Annotated in this window: 13 protein-coding genes; 6 read left to right on the forward strand and 7 right to left on the reverse strand. The window is 49.1% G+C overall.

The features are described 5' to 3' along the window. Positions 1-107: 107 nt before the first annotated feature. Together KJY73_RS08490 and KJY73_RS08495 are read right to left on the reverse strand one after the other, a co-directional pair. On the reverse strand, positions 108-392 hold the full coding sequence (locus KJY73_RS08490; RefSeq protein WP_102795213.1) for an RNA recognition motif domain-containing protein: 285 nt from the start codon (positions 390-392) through the stop codon (positions 108-110). A 217-nt stretch (positions 393-609) separates the two neighbouring features. Then, positions 610-1,260, reverse strand: a complete 651-nt coding sequence (locus KJY73_RS08495) for a glutathione S-transferase family protein (RefSeq protein ID WP_214342716.1) — start codon at positions 1,258-1,260, stop codon at positions 610-612. 348 nt (positions 1,261-1,608) lie between these two features. On the opposite strand from KJY73_RS08495, the gene KJY73_RS08500 reads away from it, so the two are divergent. Then, positions 1,609-3,651 (forward strand): EAL domain-containing protein, encoded by a 2,043-nt coding sequence (locus KJY73_RS08500; protein WP_214342719.1) that lies wholly within the window; start codon positions 1,609-1,611, stop codon positions 3,649-3,651. Here KJY73_RS08500 and cysZ read toward each other — a convergent pair. Next, positions 3,628-4,389 carry a sulfate transporter CysZ gene (gene cysZ / locus KJY73_RS08505; protein ID WP_214342722.1) on the reverse strand — a complete coding sequence of 254 codons (762 nt, stop codon included), beginning with the start codon at positions 4,387-4,389 and terminating at the stop codon, positions 3,628-3,630. The two genes, KJY73_RS08500 and cysZ, sit on opposite strands and share 24 nt — an antisense overlap. A gap of 138 nt (positions 4,390-4,527) precedes the next feature. Between cysZ and smc the strand changes: the two genes are divergently transcribed. From smc to KJY73_RS08530, 5 genes are all read left to right on the forward strand, one after another. Further along, positions 4,528-7,995, forward strand: coding sequence for a chromosome segregation protein SMC (gene smc / locus KJY73_RS08510; protein ID WP_214342724.1), 3,468 nt, complete (start codon positions 4,528-4,530; stop codon positions 7,993-7,995). A 9-nt stretch (positions 7,996-8,004) separates the two neighbouring features. After that, on the forward strand, positions 8,005-9,204 hold the full coding sequence (gene zipA, locus KJY73_RS08515; RefSeq protein ID WP_214342727.1) for a cell division protein ZipA: 1,200 nt from the start codon (positions 8,005-8,007) through the stop codon (positions 9,202-9,204). A gap of 144 nt (positions 9,205-9,348) precedes the next feature. Further along, complete coding sequence (ligA, locus tag KJY73_RS08520) at positions 9,349-11,376, forward strand: NAD-dependent DNA ligase LigA (RefSeq protein ID WP_214342742.1); 2,028 nt, start codon at positions 9,349-9,351, stop codon at positions 11,374-11,376. Positions 11,377-11,419: 43 nt separating this feature from the next. Beyond that, the gene (locus KJY73_RS08525) at positions 11,420-11,743 is read left to right on the forward strand and encodes a DUF3392 domain-containing protein (RefSeq protein WP_214342745.1); all 324 of its coding nucleotides are present in this window, start codon (positions 11,420-11,422) and stop codon (positions 11,741-11,743) included. Further along, a complete protein-coding gene (locus tag KJY73_RS08530; protein WP_214342748.1) occupies positions 11,743-12,216 on the forward strand; it encodes a DUF2919 family protein in 474 nt (157 codons plus the stop codon). Before KJY73_RS08525 ends, KJY73_RS08530 begins: the two co-directional genes overlap by 1 nt. A 28-nt stretch (positions 12,217-12,244) precedes the next feature. Here the strand turns inward: KJY73_RS08530 and KJY73_RS08535 are convergent, their stop codons facing one another. The 4 genes from KJY73_RS08535 to KJY73_RS08550 all read right to left on the reverse strand — a co-directional run bounded on the left by KJY73_RS08535 (position 12,245) and on the right by KJY73_RS08550 (position 15,837). Beyond that, positions 12,245-12,847, reverse strand: coding sequence for a GAF domain-containing protein (locus KJY73_RS08535; protein WP_214342750.1), 603 nt, complete (start codon positions 12,845-12,847; stop codon positions 12,245-12,247). Positions 12,848-13,053: 206 nt separating this feature from the next. After that, positions 13,054-13,467 carry a hypothetical protein gene (locus KJY73_RS08540; protein WP_214342753.1) on the reverse strand — a complete coding sequence of 138 codons (414 nt, stop codon included), beginning with the start codon at positions 13,465-13,467 and terminating at the stop codon, positions 13,054-13,056. Further along, positions 13,454-14,389, reverse strand: a complete 936-nt coding sequence (locus KJY73_RS08545) for a LysR family transcriptional regulator (RefSeq protein WP_214342768.1) — start codon at positions 14,387-14,389, stop codon at positions 13,454-13,456. The genes KJY73_RS08540 and KJY73_RS08545 overlap by 14 nt, the downstream gene beginning before the upstream one ends. Before the next feature lie 122 nt (positions 14,390-14,511). After that, entirely contained in the window at positions 14,512-15,837 is a 1,326-nt protein-coding gene (locus KJY73_RS08550) for a DUF3472 domain-containing protein (RefSeq protein WP_214342771.1), read from the reverse strand. Between the last annotated feature and the right edge of the window lie 46 nt (positions 15,838-15,883).

Here is a 15,883-nt window from a genome sequence, read left to right on the forward strand (position 1 = left end):
TTGTAAAGAGGGGGATTGAAGAACACAAATAATAAAAAAGCCCCATTTGCAGGGGCTTAATTTCAGCGCAATATCAGAGAATGTTCTCTGATTGTCACTTCTTATAATTAGAAGCGACCACGGCTGTTAGAGTGACCACCAGTTCTTGGCTTAGGTGGACGAGCTTCGTTAACAACCAGAGCACGACCGGAAACTTCTTTACCGTTCAGACTCTCGATGGCAGCTTCAGCCTCAGCACGATTTTCGAACTCGACAAAACCAAAGCCTTTAGAGCGATTGGTTTCACGGTCTGTGATGATTTTGGCGGAGCTAACGGCACCGAACGCAGCGAATGCTGCTTCCAAATCAGCGTCTGTCATTTGATATGACAAGTTTCCAACATATAGTTTCATTGCAAGTTTTCTCACGGCTGTTAAGTATCTACGCCATCAAGGGAGCCAACAGCCAGAATCGCCCGATGTCGTGCAGCAAGCAACCATTGCTTGCTACCTAGTTCAACTCTAGTGTGAGGCAAACAACTCATAAGAGCAACAAAGATTTACGTAAAATCTGATTATTTACTGTGCAATTCAGATTGGCTCAAAAAATTTATCTGCTCAAGGAGGATATTCAACGCTCTGATTCGGTGATGACTTCGCTTTCCTGCTTGGCATCTTCATACCATTGACGCAGCGGGTGTAATGATAGTACTTGTTCCTGATAACGGCGCAGACGAGCGTTTCTTAACGTCACGCCATAAGTCTTAAAGCGGGTAACCACTGGGGCGAACATCGCGTCCACAATACCAAACTCACCAAACAAAAACGGCCCCGGTTGGTCATGAAGGCAATTTTCCCAGATGTCTTGTATGCGCGTGATGTCTTGTTCAAGGCTACTGGTAATATCTATATGTACATGCTCTCGCCGGCAGTTCATTGGCATCTGCTGGCGCAATGTTGAAAATCCGCTATGCATTTCAGCGCTTAGGCTACGGGCTCTGGCCCTGGCTTTTTGATCCTGAGGCCAGGCGTGAATAGCCGGGAAGAGTTCGGCCAGATATTCCATGATGGCCAGTGAATCCCAAACAACCAAATCCTGATGATAAAGAATCGGCACTAAACCAGCTGGCGAACGGGCTAATAAATCCTGTTTGCTGTGTGCTTGATAAAGCGGAACTTGCACTTCATCAAAGGCGATATCGTGCATTCGCATCAGCAACCAGGGGCGAAGGGACCAGGAAGAGTAATTCTTGTTGCCAATAACCAGGGTTAAATTTGCCATTGCTATCTCCATTGCAAGAAGGGGGATAAACAGTATGTCAGCTTTGCCTTGTACTTTGAATGAAACAGCAGTCTACTTTTAGATGGTCAGTGGATACGCCAGTTTGGCTGATTTCTCTGATGATTGTTCTTGTAAAGGATGCATCTGCAAAATCCGCACGAATGATGTAGTCTTTGAAAATGGACGTGGGGCGTGGTTAGGTTGTTCCAGTTCTCTTGTCCGATCAAGATATGGTGATTTAAGCGGTTTCATCATGGGCGTCGGGATGCGCCCTGTGATAATGATGCTTTGGGACAGCATCAGTGCAGGGTAGTCCTGCAGTACTGAATAAAAGCGTAGTGACTCATCATGCACGACCATTCTTCTTTCTACCGCAGCTTCCAGCAATTTATGCAACGTTCTGGTGAACCTATGCTGTTGCTTAGGCAAGGGCAACTGCTAGCTTCAAATCAAGCCTTGCTGGATGTTTTGGGCTATCAGAATGATTTGCTATTACAACAAATGCCGCTTAGTTCCCTTTGTCGGTCAGCTGAAGACAACACTCAGATGCATTTCGCGGCTTGTCTTGATGCTGGGCAAGGAAGTTGCAACTGTCAGTGGCTTGCTCTCAACGGTGAATGGTTGGAAGCGCAATGTCACTTTACCCGGCTTGTCGATGAGGACGAGGACATTTTGCATGTCAGTCTGCGTTTTCAGGACCAATTTGGTCCTAGTGCCAATGTGCAATTGCAGTTGTATGAACAGGTATTTGATTCCTCCAATGAGGCTGTCGTAATAACTGATAAACACCAGAAAATAGCGTATGCCAATAGAGCATTTTGTGATTTATCCGGCTATACGGTGAACGAATTGGTCAGCCAAGATATCCGCTTACTACGTTCAGGCAAGCATGATGACGATTTCTTTTTGAATATAACCCTACAACTGATGGAAAAAGGGTTCTGGAGTGGTGAGCTGTGGGATAGAAATAAGCAGGGGCAAGATTTTCTCTGCCAGGTTCGTCTTAGTGCTATTTTGGATGAATACCGGCGGCCTTGTTATTTCGTTGGTGTGTATTCAGATGCCGGTAGTCATACTGGCTCCCTACACCAACTTCGGACACTGGCCTACCAGGATGAATTAACCGGGCTGCCCAATCGTGCCTTGCTGATGCAGTTGATCCCACACCAAATCAACCAATGCCGCCGTGAGGGAGGGAGTTTTGGTCTGATGTTTCTCGATTTGGACAGATTTAAACAGGTAAACGATAGTATGGGGCACGAGGCAGGCGATATGTTACTGCGCATGGTAGCCGAGCGTTTCAGCGCCGTACTGCGCACTAGTGACACTGTGGCTCGCCTCGGAGGCGATGAATTTGTGGTATTAGTGAGTCATGCCAGTGGCCCAGAGTCTGTATCCCGAGTCGCAGAGAAAATTATTCAATGCCTGGAGAAACCATTCCTCATCAGAGGTCAGGCTGTTGAGGTGGGGGCAAGCATTGGTATTAGCCTGTTTCCACAAAATACTGAGCAGGCGGCCGAGCTATTGCATCAGGCCGATATTGCTATGTACCGAGCCAAAAAATCGCCAGAGTCATCTTTTGTATTTTTTTGCGAAGATCTCAATCAGGAATTGGTCCATTACAAACAGGTCGAACAGCAAATCCGTGAAGGCCTCAAACGCGGCGAGTTTATTCCTTATTACCAGCCGCAGGTTGATAGTCTGACCGGACAGTTTGTCGGTGTTGAATGTCTGGCGCGTTGGCGGCATACCTCGAGAGGAATCATTCCAGCCACCGAGTTTATATCGGTCGCTGAGCGCTCGGGGTTGATTCAAGAGGTTTTCTTGCAAGTGCTGGGGCAGGCGATCGCGCATATCGGTCTCTGGAAACAGATGTATGACAGGCAAATTCAAGTGTCAGTCAATATATCCGGGCACCAGTTTTGTGATTACCAGAATATCGAACAGATGTCGGAACTGCTTAAAGAGTCAGGTTTAGCACCGGGATCGGTTAAAACCGAAATCACAGAGAGCTCCCTGATGGACAACGGACAATACTTGTTGGAGCGTTTGGCCTGGGTGAAAACAGCCGGATTCAGTATTGCTCTGGATGACTTCGGCAGCGGTTACTCGTCGTTGCGCCAGCTCAATATTCTGCCGGTAGAAACCCTGAAAATTGATCGCTCATATATGTCCAATATGGAAGATGAACCTGGTGACCGCCTTATTATTAAAGCGATTATCCAACTATCTAAGACCCTGGGAATCGGTGTGGTGGCACAAGGGGTGGAACGTCAGGAGCAAGTGACGTTCCTGCAGGAAAATGGTTGTCACGTGATGCAGGGGTATCATTTCAGCAAGCCCTTGCCAGCCGCTGAATTTGAACGCTTACTGGCCGCGCAGGCTGGCTGACTGAGGGCGGAATTTATCTACCCACATGGCGGTCGCGCCGCAAATGGCCACCGGCATCACTAAAAAGTTAACAATGGGCACCATGGCAAATAACGTGACAGCCAGACCAAAAGAAAATGCCGTACCCTTTTTGTCACTCAACTGTGCACGCATCACTGGAAAAGGTACCTTGTGATTGTCAAAAGGGTAGTCGCAATATTGAATGGCCATCATCCAGGCCGTAAACAAAAACCAGATAACTTGACCAAAAACTGGCAGCAAAAAGAAGATAATCAAAAAGCCAAGGGCGCGAGGTATGTAGTAAACCAGCTTAGTCCATTCCCGGCCCAGAGTGCGTGGTACGTCTTTAAGAATTGCCGTGAATCCACCGTCATCAAAACGCTGACCGGTTAAATGCTGTTCTACACGTTCTGCCAGTAACCCGTTAAAAGGGGCGGCAAGCCAGTTGGCGATACTGGAAAAAATAAAGGAAAAGGTGACCAGAATAATAACCACGGCCAACGGCCAGAGTATCACGCTTAACCAGTCCCGCAGCCAGGACAGCCATTCAGGCACTAAGTCCATCACCCATAGGATGGCACCATCAATTTGTTGCAATAAGAAGTAAAATGCCACGGAAAACAGCAGCAAATTGACCATCAGCGGAATAAAAACAAAACGTTTCAGTCCCTTGGTCTGGATAAGTTGAAAACCCTGGAAAAAGTAAGCGACACCGCTTTTGGGCTGTTGGTCTTGCATGAGTCTCCCGGCAGCTTTTATCTTTGAGATAAATAGGTTACCGCAATTGATTAATGGACAGAATTCCTTAATTGTTACACATCTTGAGTTTTGGTAGAGTCGAACCGCGCCTAAGAAGCTACAACAATAATAGGACCCATGCGCTTAAAGAAAATCAAACTGGCCGGATTCAAATCCTTCGTGGATCCTACCAGTATTCCCTTTCCAGACGATATGACAGCCATTGTGGGTCCCAATGGCTGTGGTAAGTCCAATGTAATCGACGCGGTGCGCTGGGTACTGGGTGAAAGCTCGGCTAAAAACCTGCGTGGCGATGCGATGACCGACGTTATTTTTAACGGTTCAACCGCCAGAAAACCGGTTTCCCAATGCAGTGTTGAACTGGTTTTTGATAACAGTAGTGGCCGCATTCAGGGTGAGTACGCCAAGTACAATGAATTGTCGGTCAAGCGCCTGGTCACCCGTGACGGGCAATCGAATTATTTCCTTAATGCCTCTAAATGTCGCCGACGCGACGTAACGGATCTGTTCTTGGGCACCGGCCTTGGGCCGCGCAGTTACGCCATTATTGAACAAGGCATGATATCCCGCCTTATTGAGTCCAAGCCGCAGGAGCTGCGTATCTTTATAGAAGAGGCGGCCGGTATCTCCAAATACAAGGAACGACGCCGTGAAACCGAGACTCGTATCCGCCATTGCCGGGACAATCTGGAGCGGTTAAATGATGTGCGCGGTGAACTGGGACAGCAGTTGGAAAAGTTGCAACGTCAGGCCGCAGCGGCGAAACGATACAAAGAACTCAAGGCTAAGGAACGTAAGTTAAAGGCGGAGTTAGCTGCGCTGCGCTGGCTTAAACACTCGTCCCAGATCACTGAACTTGAACAGGCAATTGCACAGCGTGAGACCGAAATAGAAGAAATCGTCGCCAGGCAGCGTGGTGATGAGCGGGGGATGGCGGATTATCAGGAGAAAGTTGCTGATCTCAAACAGCAATTGGCAGATGTACAGCAGCAGGTTTTTCATGTGGGTAATCAGATTACCCGGTTGGAACAAACACAAATTCATGCTCGCCAGCGACAACAGCAAATAGCCCAGGAGCTTGAACAGCTTCAGCACAGTTTGCAGCAATTGCAACAAGAACGCGGGCAGGAACAGGAAAGCCTGGAGCTTATTAGTGCCAGCCTGAGTGAGCTAGAACCCGAGCAGGAACTTCTGCTCGAGCAGCAACATCAGGCACAGCTCGTGCTGCATGATGCCGAGCAACAATGGCAAGACCAGCAGGACACATGGCGACGCCAGGAACAAGATATCTTTGCCCTTAAGCAGCAGGTACAAAGCCGTCAGACACAAATTCAGTCGTTGCAAACCTTGTATGAACGAGAACAGCAGCGTTTAGCCGAGATGCAACAATCGCTGGCTGAGTTACAGGAAAGTAACCAAGATACAGAGCTACAACAACAAGAGAAGATTTTGCTTGAAAGCAAAGCCGCTTTGGAACAAGCCGGACTGCAACTGTCTGAGGCCGAGAAGGCCAAAGATGACGCTGATGTAAAAGTGCAAGAACACAAACAGATGCAGTTAACCCTGTCTGGGCAGCAACAACATTTGCAGGCCAATTTGTCTGCATTGACGGCCATGCAGCAAAGTAGTGGTGGGCGGGATAATGCTGTTCAGGCCTGGTTAGCTGAGCTGCCTGAACAACCCAAATCAGCCTGGCAATGGCTGGAGGTTGAGCAAGGATGGGAAAAGGCCCTGGAAACCGTGATGGGGGACTGGCTCGCGGCTAGTGTTATCGAAGACGGTAAGTACCCTGACATTGACGGCAGTGCGTGGTTGCTGGCGCAGCACATGAGCACAGATAAACCCGTGGGTACACTGGCCAGCAAGATCAAAAGTGAGCGGGTGCCGGATTGGTTGACACGGGTACAGATTGCAGATGAAAACCGCGCGCTTGAGTCGCAGCTTGATGGGCTTGCCGAGGGCCGTAGCCTGATTAACAAACAAGGTCATTGGTTGGGACTGGGCTGGGTGAGTATAGGCAGCAGAAGCAATCAGCAAGGTATTCTTGACAGAGCAAAACAGATTCAACAGTTGCAAGACGAGTTGAATGCACTGCTGATAAACGCAGAGCAGCATGAAAATGAAATGGCCGAAGCACAGCAAATGCTGCTTTTGCACCGCGAACAAAGCGAACAGGCTCAACGCTTATACCGTCAATTGGAACGGGATTGTATTGAACTTGAACAGCGCCACCGGCTGTTAGTAGAGCAGCGTGAGCTACGAGCTAACCAAACGCACAAATTGCAGGGCCAGATTGTCCAGCTTGAAGAGCAGTTGGATGAAGATAAGATCAAACAAGAAACGCTGGCGGCCGAGCTTGAAGAGTTGCAATTGCAACTGGACTCACAGAGCGACAGTGAACAGTACAACTTAAAGCATCGAGAGGATCTGCAGCGGCAGTTGTCTGTGCAGCGTGCTCAGGTTGATGAGCTGCGCAGCAAGGTGCATCAGATGGCGTTGCAGGTACAAGGCTTACAAAGCCGCCAGCAACATGCTCAGCAAAATTCAAATCGCCTGAACCATGCGTTGCAAAGCGCCGAACAGCGAAGAGTTGCGCTGATAGAAGAACAAATGCATTGGCAATCCCCCTTTGAGGAGCAGACTGAGCAACTGCAGGAACTGTTAGCTCAGCGTCTGTTGCTCGAAGATCAGCAAGCTGACCTATCTGCGCAATTACAAAATGCCCAGGCCGAACTTGAACAGGTGCAAAAAGGCCAGCAAGGTATTACGGAGCGGATAGGGCAGTTACGCGAGGTTCAGCAAAGCCTGAAATTGGAAGCCGAAGGGGCCAAAGTGCGGGCCAATGCGGTGCTGGAGCAATTGCAGGAAATGAACCAACCTCTTAAGCCTGTACTCGAAACTCTGGATGAGGCGGCGGATGAGAAAGTGTGGCAGGAAGAACTGGATAAAACGCAGGCTTCGGTGTCCCGACTTGGTGCTGTCAATCTGGCAGCAGTGGAAGAGTACGACATTCAATCCGAACGTAAACAGCACCTGGATGAGCAACATGAGGATCTAACCGGCGCCTTGGATACCTTGGAAGGGGCTATCCGCAAGATAGATAAAGAAACCCGCAGTCGCTTTCGGGATACCTTTGATAAGGTTAATGAAGACCTGAAAATGCTGTTTCCTAAAGTTTTTGGTGGGGGTTCTGCCTACCTGGAACTTACCGATGATGATTTACTCGAAACTGGCGTAACTATTATGGCGCGGCCACCCGGCAAGAAAAATAGCACCATTCATCTGCTTAGCGGTGGAGAAAAAGCCCTGACCGCTTTATCATTGGTGTTTGCTATTTTTAGGCTGAATCCTGCACCCTTTTGTTTGCTGGACGAAGTGGATGCACCCTTGGACGATGCGAACGTGGGACGTTTTTGCAAACTGGTTTCAGAGATGTCCAAGACAGTGCAGTTTATTTATATCACCCATAACAAGATTGCGATGGAAATGGCGACACATCTTACTGGTGTTACTATGGCGGAACCTGGGGTTTCACGTATGGTAGCGGTGGATGTGGATGAAGCCGTCGCGCTTGCGGAATTATAAAAAGATAAGATGGAAGAATTACGTCTGACTTTTCTCGTTTTTGGTGCCCTGGCCATTGCAGGGATCTTAGTTCATGGTCTATGGACGGTTAGGAAGAAAAATGCCAAGAAACGCCAGGACAAACCCGCTTTTTTAGATTATCAAGCGCGTAAGCAAGCTGAACCTCAGTTTGATGGCGATTCGGATTTTGATCCCGACGCCGTGCGCAGTGAGCCCCAGTTAAACGACTTTGACGAACTTGGCTTAGGGCCCGTCAGGGTGGTGAAAAGTGCCCAGAAGAAGGCACCAGAACCTGTCAGCCAGGAACCGCAAGCGCCAGCACCTGAGCCTGTCATTGATGAGGTGGTGATTGCCTGTGACAAACCCGAGCCTGTGCGTGAGGAGTCGCGCGATCAGCACCTTGTACCTGAGCCTCCCAGCTCATTATTACGCAAAGATTCGGCAAAAATTGATCAAGACCTTGTACAAAGTACAACTGCTCAAGCGGTCAGACAAGAGCCCGTACTAGAACCGCAGGTGAGGGTTCCAGAAGCGCCTGAAGATAATCTCAATGCCGAGCAACCTGTGGTTGAGGCCCCCGCGGTCAAGCCTGGTTTTGCGGAACAGGCACGTAATTTGGTTATGGGCAAAAAGCCTGATGCCACGCCAAAGCGTCGTGAACCGCAGATGCGTAACAGTAAATTGCGTGAAGATCAGATGCGCATCGATTTTGACGATGAACCCGCCGTAGAGCCCAAACCTGAAACCGCTCCAGCTCAGCCTGCCAAACCGGTTAATCAGGAAGTCTTGGTGCTGAATATTAAGTCACCGGATAACAAACCTATCTCGGGTGCCAGCTTGCTACCGGCCTTGCTTACCCTCGGGTTTAAGTTTGGTGAGCAGGATATTTTCCATCGACATGTAAACAGTAATGGTAAAGGGCCAGTACTGTTTAGTCTGGCTAATATGTTTAAACCTGGCGTGTTTGATGTAGACAATTTGGAAACCTTTTCTACCCAAGGCTTGTCGCTGTTTATGATTCTGCCTATCGAAGGTGATCCGCATCAGGTGTTTAACATGATGCATAATGCAGCCCGAAAGCTAGCCGATGAGTTTGGTGCGCAAGTGCTGGACGGTCGAAGAGCCGTGCTCACTAAGCAAAGTTTGCAGCAATACGTAGAGAAAATTCGCGAGTTCGAAAGAAAACGCATGATTAGAAAAGCGAACTGAGCCTAGCTTCGTTTCCAATTGGCCGGTATTGCGTTTTAGAACAGCACAATACCGGTTTGCGGTGGCGGGCCACCATCTATCGTGTACTTCGCCTGTGTGAATAACACTGGCTTAACGCTTCCTGAGATCCTGTGGTGAGAGACAATGCAAAACTCAGTTACTCAACGCCTGGCTGAGCTTCGGGCTACCCTCAACGAATACAACTACCAATATTATGTGCTGGACGATCCTAGCGTACCCGATGCTGAATACGACCGGGTAATGCAGGAGCTAAAAGCGCTGGAGACTCAGCACCCAGATCTGATTACCCCAGACTCACCTAGTCAGAAAGTCGGTGGTGAGCCTGTTTCTGCCTTTGGCGAAGTGACCCATGAAGTGCCTATGCTGTCGTTGGACAACGCCTTCGATGACGAGGAGTTTCAGGCTTTTGTTAAACGGGCTCAGGACAGATTAAAGCGACCCTTAAACTCAGGTTTTTGCTGTGAACCCAAATTGGATGGCTTGGCGGTTAGTTTACTGTATGAGAATGGCCAGTTAGTCAGGGGCGCGACTCGCGGTGATGGGCGGACAGGTGAGAATATTACCGCCAATGTCAAAACCATAGGTAATCTGCCGCTGGCGTTAAGGGGGAAAGGCTATCCGGCGCGCTTGGAAGTGCGTGGCGAAGTGTTTATGCGCCGTGACGGCTTTGAAAAGCTCAATCAGACGCAGGCTGAGCAGGGTAAAAAGCAGTTTGCTAATCCGCGTAATGCGGCGGCGGGGAGTTTACGCCAGTTAGACTCGCGCATTACTGCCTCAAGACCACTGACATTTTATGCTTATTCTGTGGGCTTGGTTGAAGACGAAGTAGAAGAAATGGCCGATACACACTATGGCCGTTTGCAGCAGCTAAAAGCCTGGGGGCTCCCCTTATGCCCTGAAGTCATGTTGGTTGATGGTAGCCAAGCCTGCAGCGATTTTTACCAGCAGATTCTGCAAAAACGCGATGCGCTGGCCTATGAGATTGATGGTGTGGTCATCAAAATTGACGACCTTGGCGTTCAGCAGGAACTGGGTTTTGTGGCAAGAGCGCCGCGCTGGGCGATTGCCTGGAAGTTTCCTGCCCAGGAAGAGATGACTGAGCTGCTGGATGTGGAATTTCAGGTTGGCCGCACTGGTGCTATTACGCCGGTAGCCAGGTTGCAGCCGGTGTTTGTGGGTGGGGTTACGGTTTCCAACGCCACCTTGCACAATCAGGATGAAATTCAGCGTTTGGGCATCAAGATTGGCGATACCGTGGTAATTCGCCGCGCTGGTGATGTTATCCCGCAAGTCGTGTCTGTGGTTGAGGCGAAACGCCCCGACAATGCTCGCGATATTCAGTTCCCAGAGCATTGTCCTATCTGTGACTCTCAGGTTGAAAAACTCGAATCCGAAGCTGTGGCGCGCTGCACCGGCGGATTGGTCTGCGCGGCGCAGCGTAAAGAAGCGCTCAAGCATTTTGCCTCAAGAAAGGCACTGGATGTGGATGGCCTGGGCGATAAGCTTATCGAGCAGCTTGTGGATATGGACTGGATCCATACGCCCGCAGATTTATTCCGCTTAGATCTGGCTAAATTATCCTCTTTGGAGCGCATGGGGGAAAAGTCAGCAGCCAATTTGGTTAACGCGCTGGAGCAGGCCAAGCAAACCACGCTACCAAGATTTTTGTACTCCCTTGGGATCCGTGAAGTGGGCGAGGCCACGGCAGCCAACCTGGCGCAGCACTTTTTAACCTTGCCTGCGCTGCGAGAGGCCAGCCTGGAGGCGTTACAACTTGTCCCTGACGTGGGAGAAGTGGTCGCTACCCATATCGTCAATTTCTTCGCCGAACCGCACAATCAGCAAGTGGTTGATGCGCTGATTGAGGTGGGGATTAATTGGCCAGTGATAGAGGTAAAAGATGCATCTGAACTGCCATTAGATGGCCAGACCTTTGTGATTACCGGTACTTTGACCAACATGGATAGAAACGAAGCCAAGGCTAAGCTGCAAAGTCTTGGGGCTAAAGTGGCAGGCAGTGTGTCAGCCAAAACCCATTGCTTGGTGGCGGGTGAAAAAGCCGGCTCTAAACTGGCCAAGGCCAGTGAACTGGGTGTGAAGGTGATGAACGAAGAAGAGATGCTGGCGTTATTTGCCGAGCATAGCGTTTAAGTTATTCGGTCAGTTAATAGCTTGCCGCGAGAATGAGAAGAATATGCAGGATATGTTGTTGCAAGTGACACGCTGGTTGTCACCTTATCTGGCTGAAATTGCCATGACCTTAGTGGCCACCATTCTGGTGGTGTATGGCGATGTGGCCAACAAGCAAATAAAAGCCATGCTCAGCCCCTACCATTTTGTACTTCGTACCCTGGTGTTTGTGCTGATTTGTGCCTTTGGATACGGTGCTTTTATCTTGTTTGTGACACCCTTTATCAAGGATTTACTGGTCATGATCCCAAGTTTGTACCGTGGTGTAGTGATCATTTCGAGCTTCTTGTTACTGGGCTATCTGGCTGAGCAGCGCCGTTACATCTGATGAAACAGCATAGGGCAATATTGCCCCTCAAACATTACGACAATGAGGGGCGCATTAAGCCAAGCTGGCCGGTATTTGTTAGCCTGTTGGTGTTAATGCGGGCGTTTTTGGTGTTTATCGCTTCGATTAGCTACCGACCTGACACTGGTTTATTGTTGTCCTTATTCTATCCTGACCGGCATTATTTTTATGCCAGTATGCTGGTTGGGGTGCCAGCTTTGTTGGTAATGTTTGCGGTATTGTGGCGCCATTGGTTAAGAGAACATTGGCGCGGGGGCTTTTTGCTGGTTAAACCTTTGGTGATGCTGGCCCTGTTGGCTGATTTACTATTGCATGTGCATATGGCCAACCATGGCCACTGGGCATTTTCCTGGTTGTTGGCTGTCACTATTCTTGCGGACCTGCTGATGCTCATGTATTGGCTGCGCAGCCGCACATTACGAATGATGGTACAAGACTGGCGAAAGATCTGAAATACCGCTTACCTTTGCTGTCTTGTGGCTAGTGTAATCTGTCCGGGGGGCTTCTTATTTCAAGATTTTCCGGCCAGTTACCCTCTATTTCGCCATAGTTAATCAGATAATGTAATTTAATGTGTAAGGCTGTCCAGCGAGCCAGGCAATAGAGCATGGCGGCGCTCTCTTTGGTGTAAAACCCAGGTTGTTTGTGAGCAACATTCAAGGTGCCAATACAGCGATTATCCTGCAGTAAAAGTGGGGCATCCATACAGCTACCTAACCCCCCATCACAGAGCTTTTGGCAATCTTTAAGGCGGGATGTACTCAGGTCTTCGCACACTAAAATTTGTTTTTCAGTAAAGGTTTTTCCTACCATGGTACCTGCTATGGGCACTGGCGTGGTTGCTGGTATGGCTTGATTTCCTGCGATAGCCCACAGAAGCAGCTCCTGGCTATTATTTTTCAAGGCGATGCTGGCTCTATCTGCCTGGATTACGCTAGGTAGCCAGCGCGCTAATATGCTTAGCATGGACTCCAGCGTGTCTGTATGCGTAAGACTTTGAATAAATGGAGCAGATAACTTAATGATGTGCTCTTCACTGAGTTCAGACAGCTGGGAAGGCGCTAGACAAACAACTGATTTCATACTGACAGACTCCCAATTTAACCAATGCGACTCACCCCCTTGTATTGATAAAGACAAGAGGGCATGCAGCTACCTTGCTGCCGGTTATCCTTGGAACCTAGTGACGGAAAATGCAGTGGCGCTGACGCCATATCAGTAGTGTGATAAGCCCAACGCGTCCTCGATTAACATGGCTGACAGACTATTCAAGCTGGTGCCAATAACAGCTACTGTACATTATTGCTCACAGCTTGATCAAAGTAACTTTTCACGCTGATCTGGCTGTCATTTACCAAGCGTTGATAACAAATGCCGGCAAAAGCGTAGGTGTGACCTGCATATTCCAACACTATATAAGGGGCTTCTGGATTGCTTTGATCATAGTGCCAGCTTCCACCCACCAGCTTTCTGAAAATTTCACCTACATAGGCACCATAGAGATTACAGACGGTGAATACAATATTGTTTTCCAATGCGGATTCCTGATATTTCTCCAGCCACTTCAGAATAACCACGTCAACTAACGCGACACTTTGCGGACTATGATCAAGTTCAATACCGAATTCTTCACGAGTGGTGAGTACCGCATTGTGCGCGGTATCAGACATTAAGCTTGCCAGCTCTTCTTTAGTCATTTGCATTATTATTCCTCGGGTCTTGCCCTGAATCTGGGGCTTTCAATTGGCGGTGAGCCAGAATGAGTTCCTGAAGCAATCTGGTGCCAGGGCCGGAAGTATCCGGGCGTGGCAAAACCAACCAATTAATATGTTTACGAAAACTGCTATGGCGTATGGACAGACGAACCAGCTTACCTTGCTTAACTAAATCTCTTACTTCATGGCAGGGCAGCCAGCAAAAGCCGATACCCTGACAGAGTAAGTCAATAGCGGTTTGAAACTGACTGACGGTCCAGCGTAATTCAGATTTCAGCCAGCCCTGTTTTTCCTGCGGGGTGGCCGAGGTATCCTTAATGACCAGTTGCAAGTGATGCACCAGTTCATTGGAATCAAGTGGGGAGGGCATCTGTGCCAGAGGATGCGAAGGATGGCATACCGCTTCAAAATATATCTCGCCAATGGCCTCACCCAAATAGCCACGGGGCACACTGCCGCCAATGACCAAGTCTGCCCATCCTTGGGTAATGGCATCTTCGGTACCCGTCAATACGGTATCCAATAGTTTCACCCGGCTTCCGCGACTTTGTGGCAAAAAGTCCGCCAACACTGGGTAAAGCAAAGCTCTGGGGTAGGCTAAATCGACAGCCAGGGTAATTTCCGGCTCCCAGTCCTGATTGATGCTATCCGCCAGCGCTTCCAGTTCTTCAACATCCTGGGTAAGGTGGCGGGAGCGGCGCAGCATCACTTCACCGGCTTCGGTTAAGAAGGCTTTGCGTCCCTTAACCTCCAAAAGTTGCACGTTCAACAAGCTCTGCAGTTTGGCAACAGCATGGTTTAGCGAAGACTGGCTCTTGTTCAATTTAGCGGCTGCCTGCGCATATCCACCGTAATCAACAACCGCTTGCAGTATCCGCCATTGTTCTAACGTGGTTTTGGGCCGGTACATGGCTGAATTTTCTATTTTTTAGATAGGTTCCCTATGCTAGTGCTGCATCAGGGGAAAAGCAATGCCATCAAGGCTGAATGAATCACTTCGCCCACACCAATAGTGCGGGCGAAGCAATGAATTTAAGGTAGGGCTGGTAGTTCGATATACGGCGCTTGCGCTGATGGCTGTCTGGCGAACCGGCTATCTGGTGTAGTCTGAGGATAAATAAAGCCACCATTTCTTAGATAGAAAACCTCATTCGTGCTGCCACCCTGAAAATCCAGACGATTTTCATCGCGCCCTGTAGCATCCACACTAAAGCGCGCTTGGGTCAGCTCATGCCACTGTTCATTGGTATCCCGCACCCATTGATTCTGATACCAGGCTGAGCGGGGCTGATCGCCGTATTGGGTCAGAAAGTTTTCTAAAAAACTATGTAAACGGGTGGCATAGGTGGAGGTTTGCGGTCGTCTGAAGCTGGCGATAAGCTGCCATTGGCTTTCTGATGCCGCTTTAAACCAGGCGCTGTAATCCGTGCTATTGTCCTGATTCGGACTGACGCGTAATAAGAAACTGTAAGTACTGTCGGCCCGCCAATAATGTTTCAAGTAGCTTTGTCCACCGGCGCCTTCATTGCCAAACTCACCTGTGTAAACACCATCGCCTTTGGCTAATAGCTGTATACGTTGGTCGGCTGGGATCTGGCTAGGATCATCGGTTTGAAAGGGACTCCAGACTGAGAACAGAACTCGTCGCTCTACATCAGAGTTCACCTGAATACCAAAGTAACCTTCGGCAAAGCCATTGGCCATAAAATACGAGCCTGGTATATCCTGACCGGAGGGCACGGTTATTTCTGAATAAAACCATTCAATATCGGCATTTTGAGGCGTGTCATAGTTCAGATGCACTGAGGGACCTCGCCGTCCCCAATAAGGGTTGCTGTGATCGAGAAAGTTCACTCGGGTTGCGCTATTCGCTGGCCAAAGCCTGAAACTATGCAACTGTGGTGTTGAAGTACCGGCTGTTTCTTTGCTCAGAATACGCACTTTGTGATAACCCGCTGGTAGAGATAATTCGAGCAATGGATAAAGCATGTTGCTGCTTAGTGTTACTGGAATGGTGTTACCTGCGATTTCAATTGCGACCTTGTGTGGGGAGCCACTGTCAGCCTCCAATGCCAGAATCACAGTGTCGCTTCGGTCGGTTGCAAAATAACTGTTCAAAATCTGCTGGTTGTCTTTCCAATCAAGCGTCTCAGGATGGCTGTCATCAACCAAGTTTTGGCTATCAGAGGGGGATGATTCAACCCAGGTATTGTAGCTGATGGGCACCTCAATACCCTGGCTGTCAGGCAGGATCAGCGGGTTGGGTTGTTCAAGTGGTTGCTCAGTATCATCGCTGCTACTTCCACAGCCACTTAGCAAAGCAGAAATAAATAAAACGCCCGTTAACAATAGTTTCATGTAATGTCCATATGCGGGTGAAAAAGGCCCGCTTTCGCGGGCCAAC

The sequence above is a fragment of the Bowmanella yangjiangensis genome (assembly GCF_018531185.1).
Taxonomy (GTDB): Bacteria; Pseudomonadota; Gammaproteobacteria; order Enterobacterales; family Alteromonadaceae; genus Bowmanella; species Bowmanella yangjiangensis.

Excerpts from the sequence above, each read along its gene's own strand:
- KJY73_RS08490 (WP_102795213.1), bottom strand. The coding sequence starts at position 392 with ATGAAACTATATGTTGGAAACTTGTCATATCAAATGACAGACGCTGAT.
- KJY73_RS08495 (WP_214342716.1), bottom strand. The coding sequence starts at position 1,260 with ATGGCAAATTTAACCCTGGTTATTGGCAACAAGAATTACTCTTCCTGG.
- KJY73_RS08500 (WP_214342719.1), top strand. The coding sequence starts at position 1,609 with ATGCACGACCATTCTTCTTTCTACCGCAGCTTCCAGCAATTTATGCAA.
- cysZ (WP_214342722.1), bottom strand. The coding sequence starts at position 4,389 with ATGCAAGACCAACAGCCCAAAAGCGGTGTCGCTTACTTTTTCCAGGGT.
- smc (WP_214342724.1), top strand. The coding sequence starts at position 4,528 with ATGCGCTTAAAGAAAATCAAACTGGCCGGATTCAAATCCTTCGTGGAT.
- zipA (WP_214342727.1), top strand. The coding sequence starts at position 8,005 with ATGGAAGAATTACGTCTGACTTTTCTCGTTTTTGGTGCCCTGGCCATT.
- ligA (WP_214342742.1), top strand. The coding sequence starts at position 9,349 with ATGCAAAACTCAGTTACTCAACGCCTGGCTGAGCTTCGGGCTACCCTC.
- KJY73_RS08525 (WP_214342745.1), top strand. The coding sequence starts at position 11,420 with ATGCAGGATATGTTGTTGCAAGTGACACGCTGGTTGTCACCTTATCTG.
- KJY73_RS08530 (WP_214342748.1), top strand. The coding sequence starts at position 11,743 with ATGAAACAGCATAGGGCAATATTGCCCCTCAAACATTACGACAATGAG.
- KJY73_RS08535 (WP_214342750.1), bottom strand. The coding sequence starts at position 12,847 with ATGAAATCAGTTGTTTGTCTAGCGCCTTCCCAGCTGTCTGAACTCAGT.
- KJY73_RS08540 (WP_214342753.1), bottom strand. The coding sequence starts at position 13,467 with ATGCAAATGACTAAAGAAGAGCTGGCAAGCTTAATGTCTGATACCGCG.
- KJY73_RS08545 (WP_214342768.1), bottom strand. The coding sequence starts at position 14,389 with ATGTACCGGCCCAAAACCACGTTAGAACAATGGCGGATACTGCAAGCG.
- KJY73_RS08550 (WP_214342771.1), bottom strand. The coding sequence starts at position 15,837 with ATGAAACTATTGTTAACGGGCGTTTTATTTATTTCTGCTTTGCTAAGT.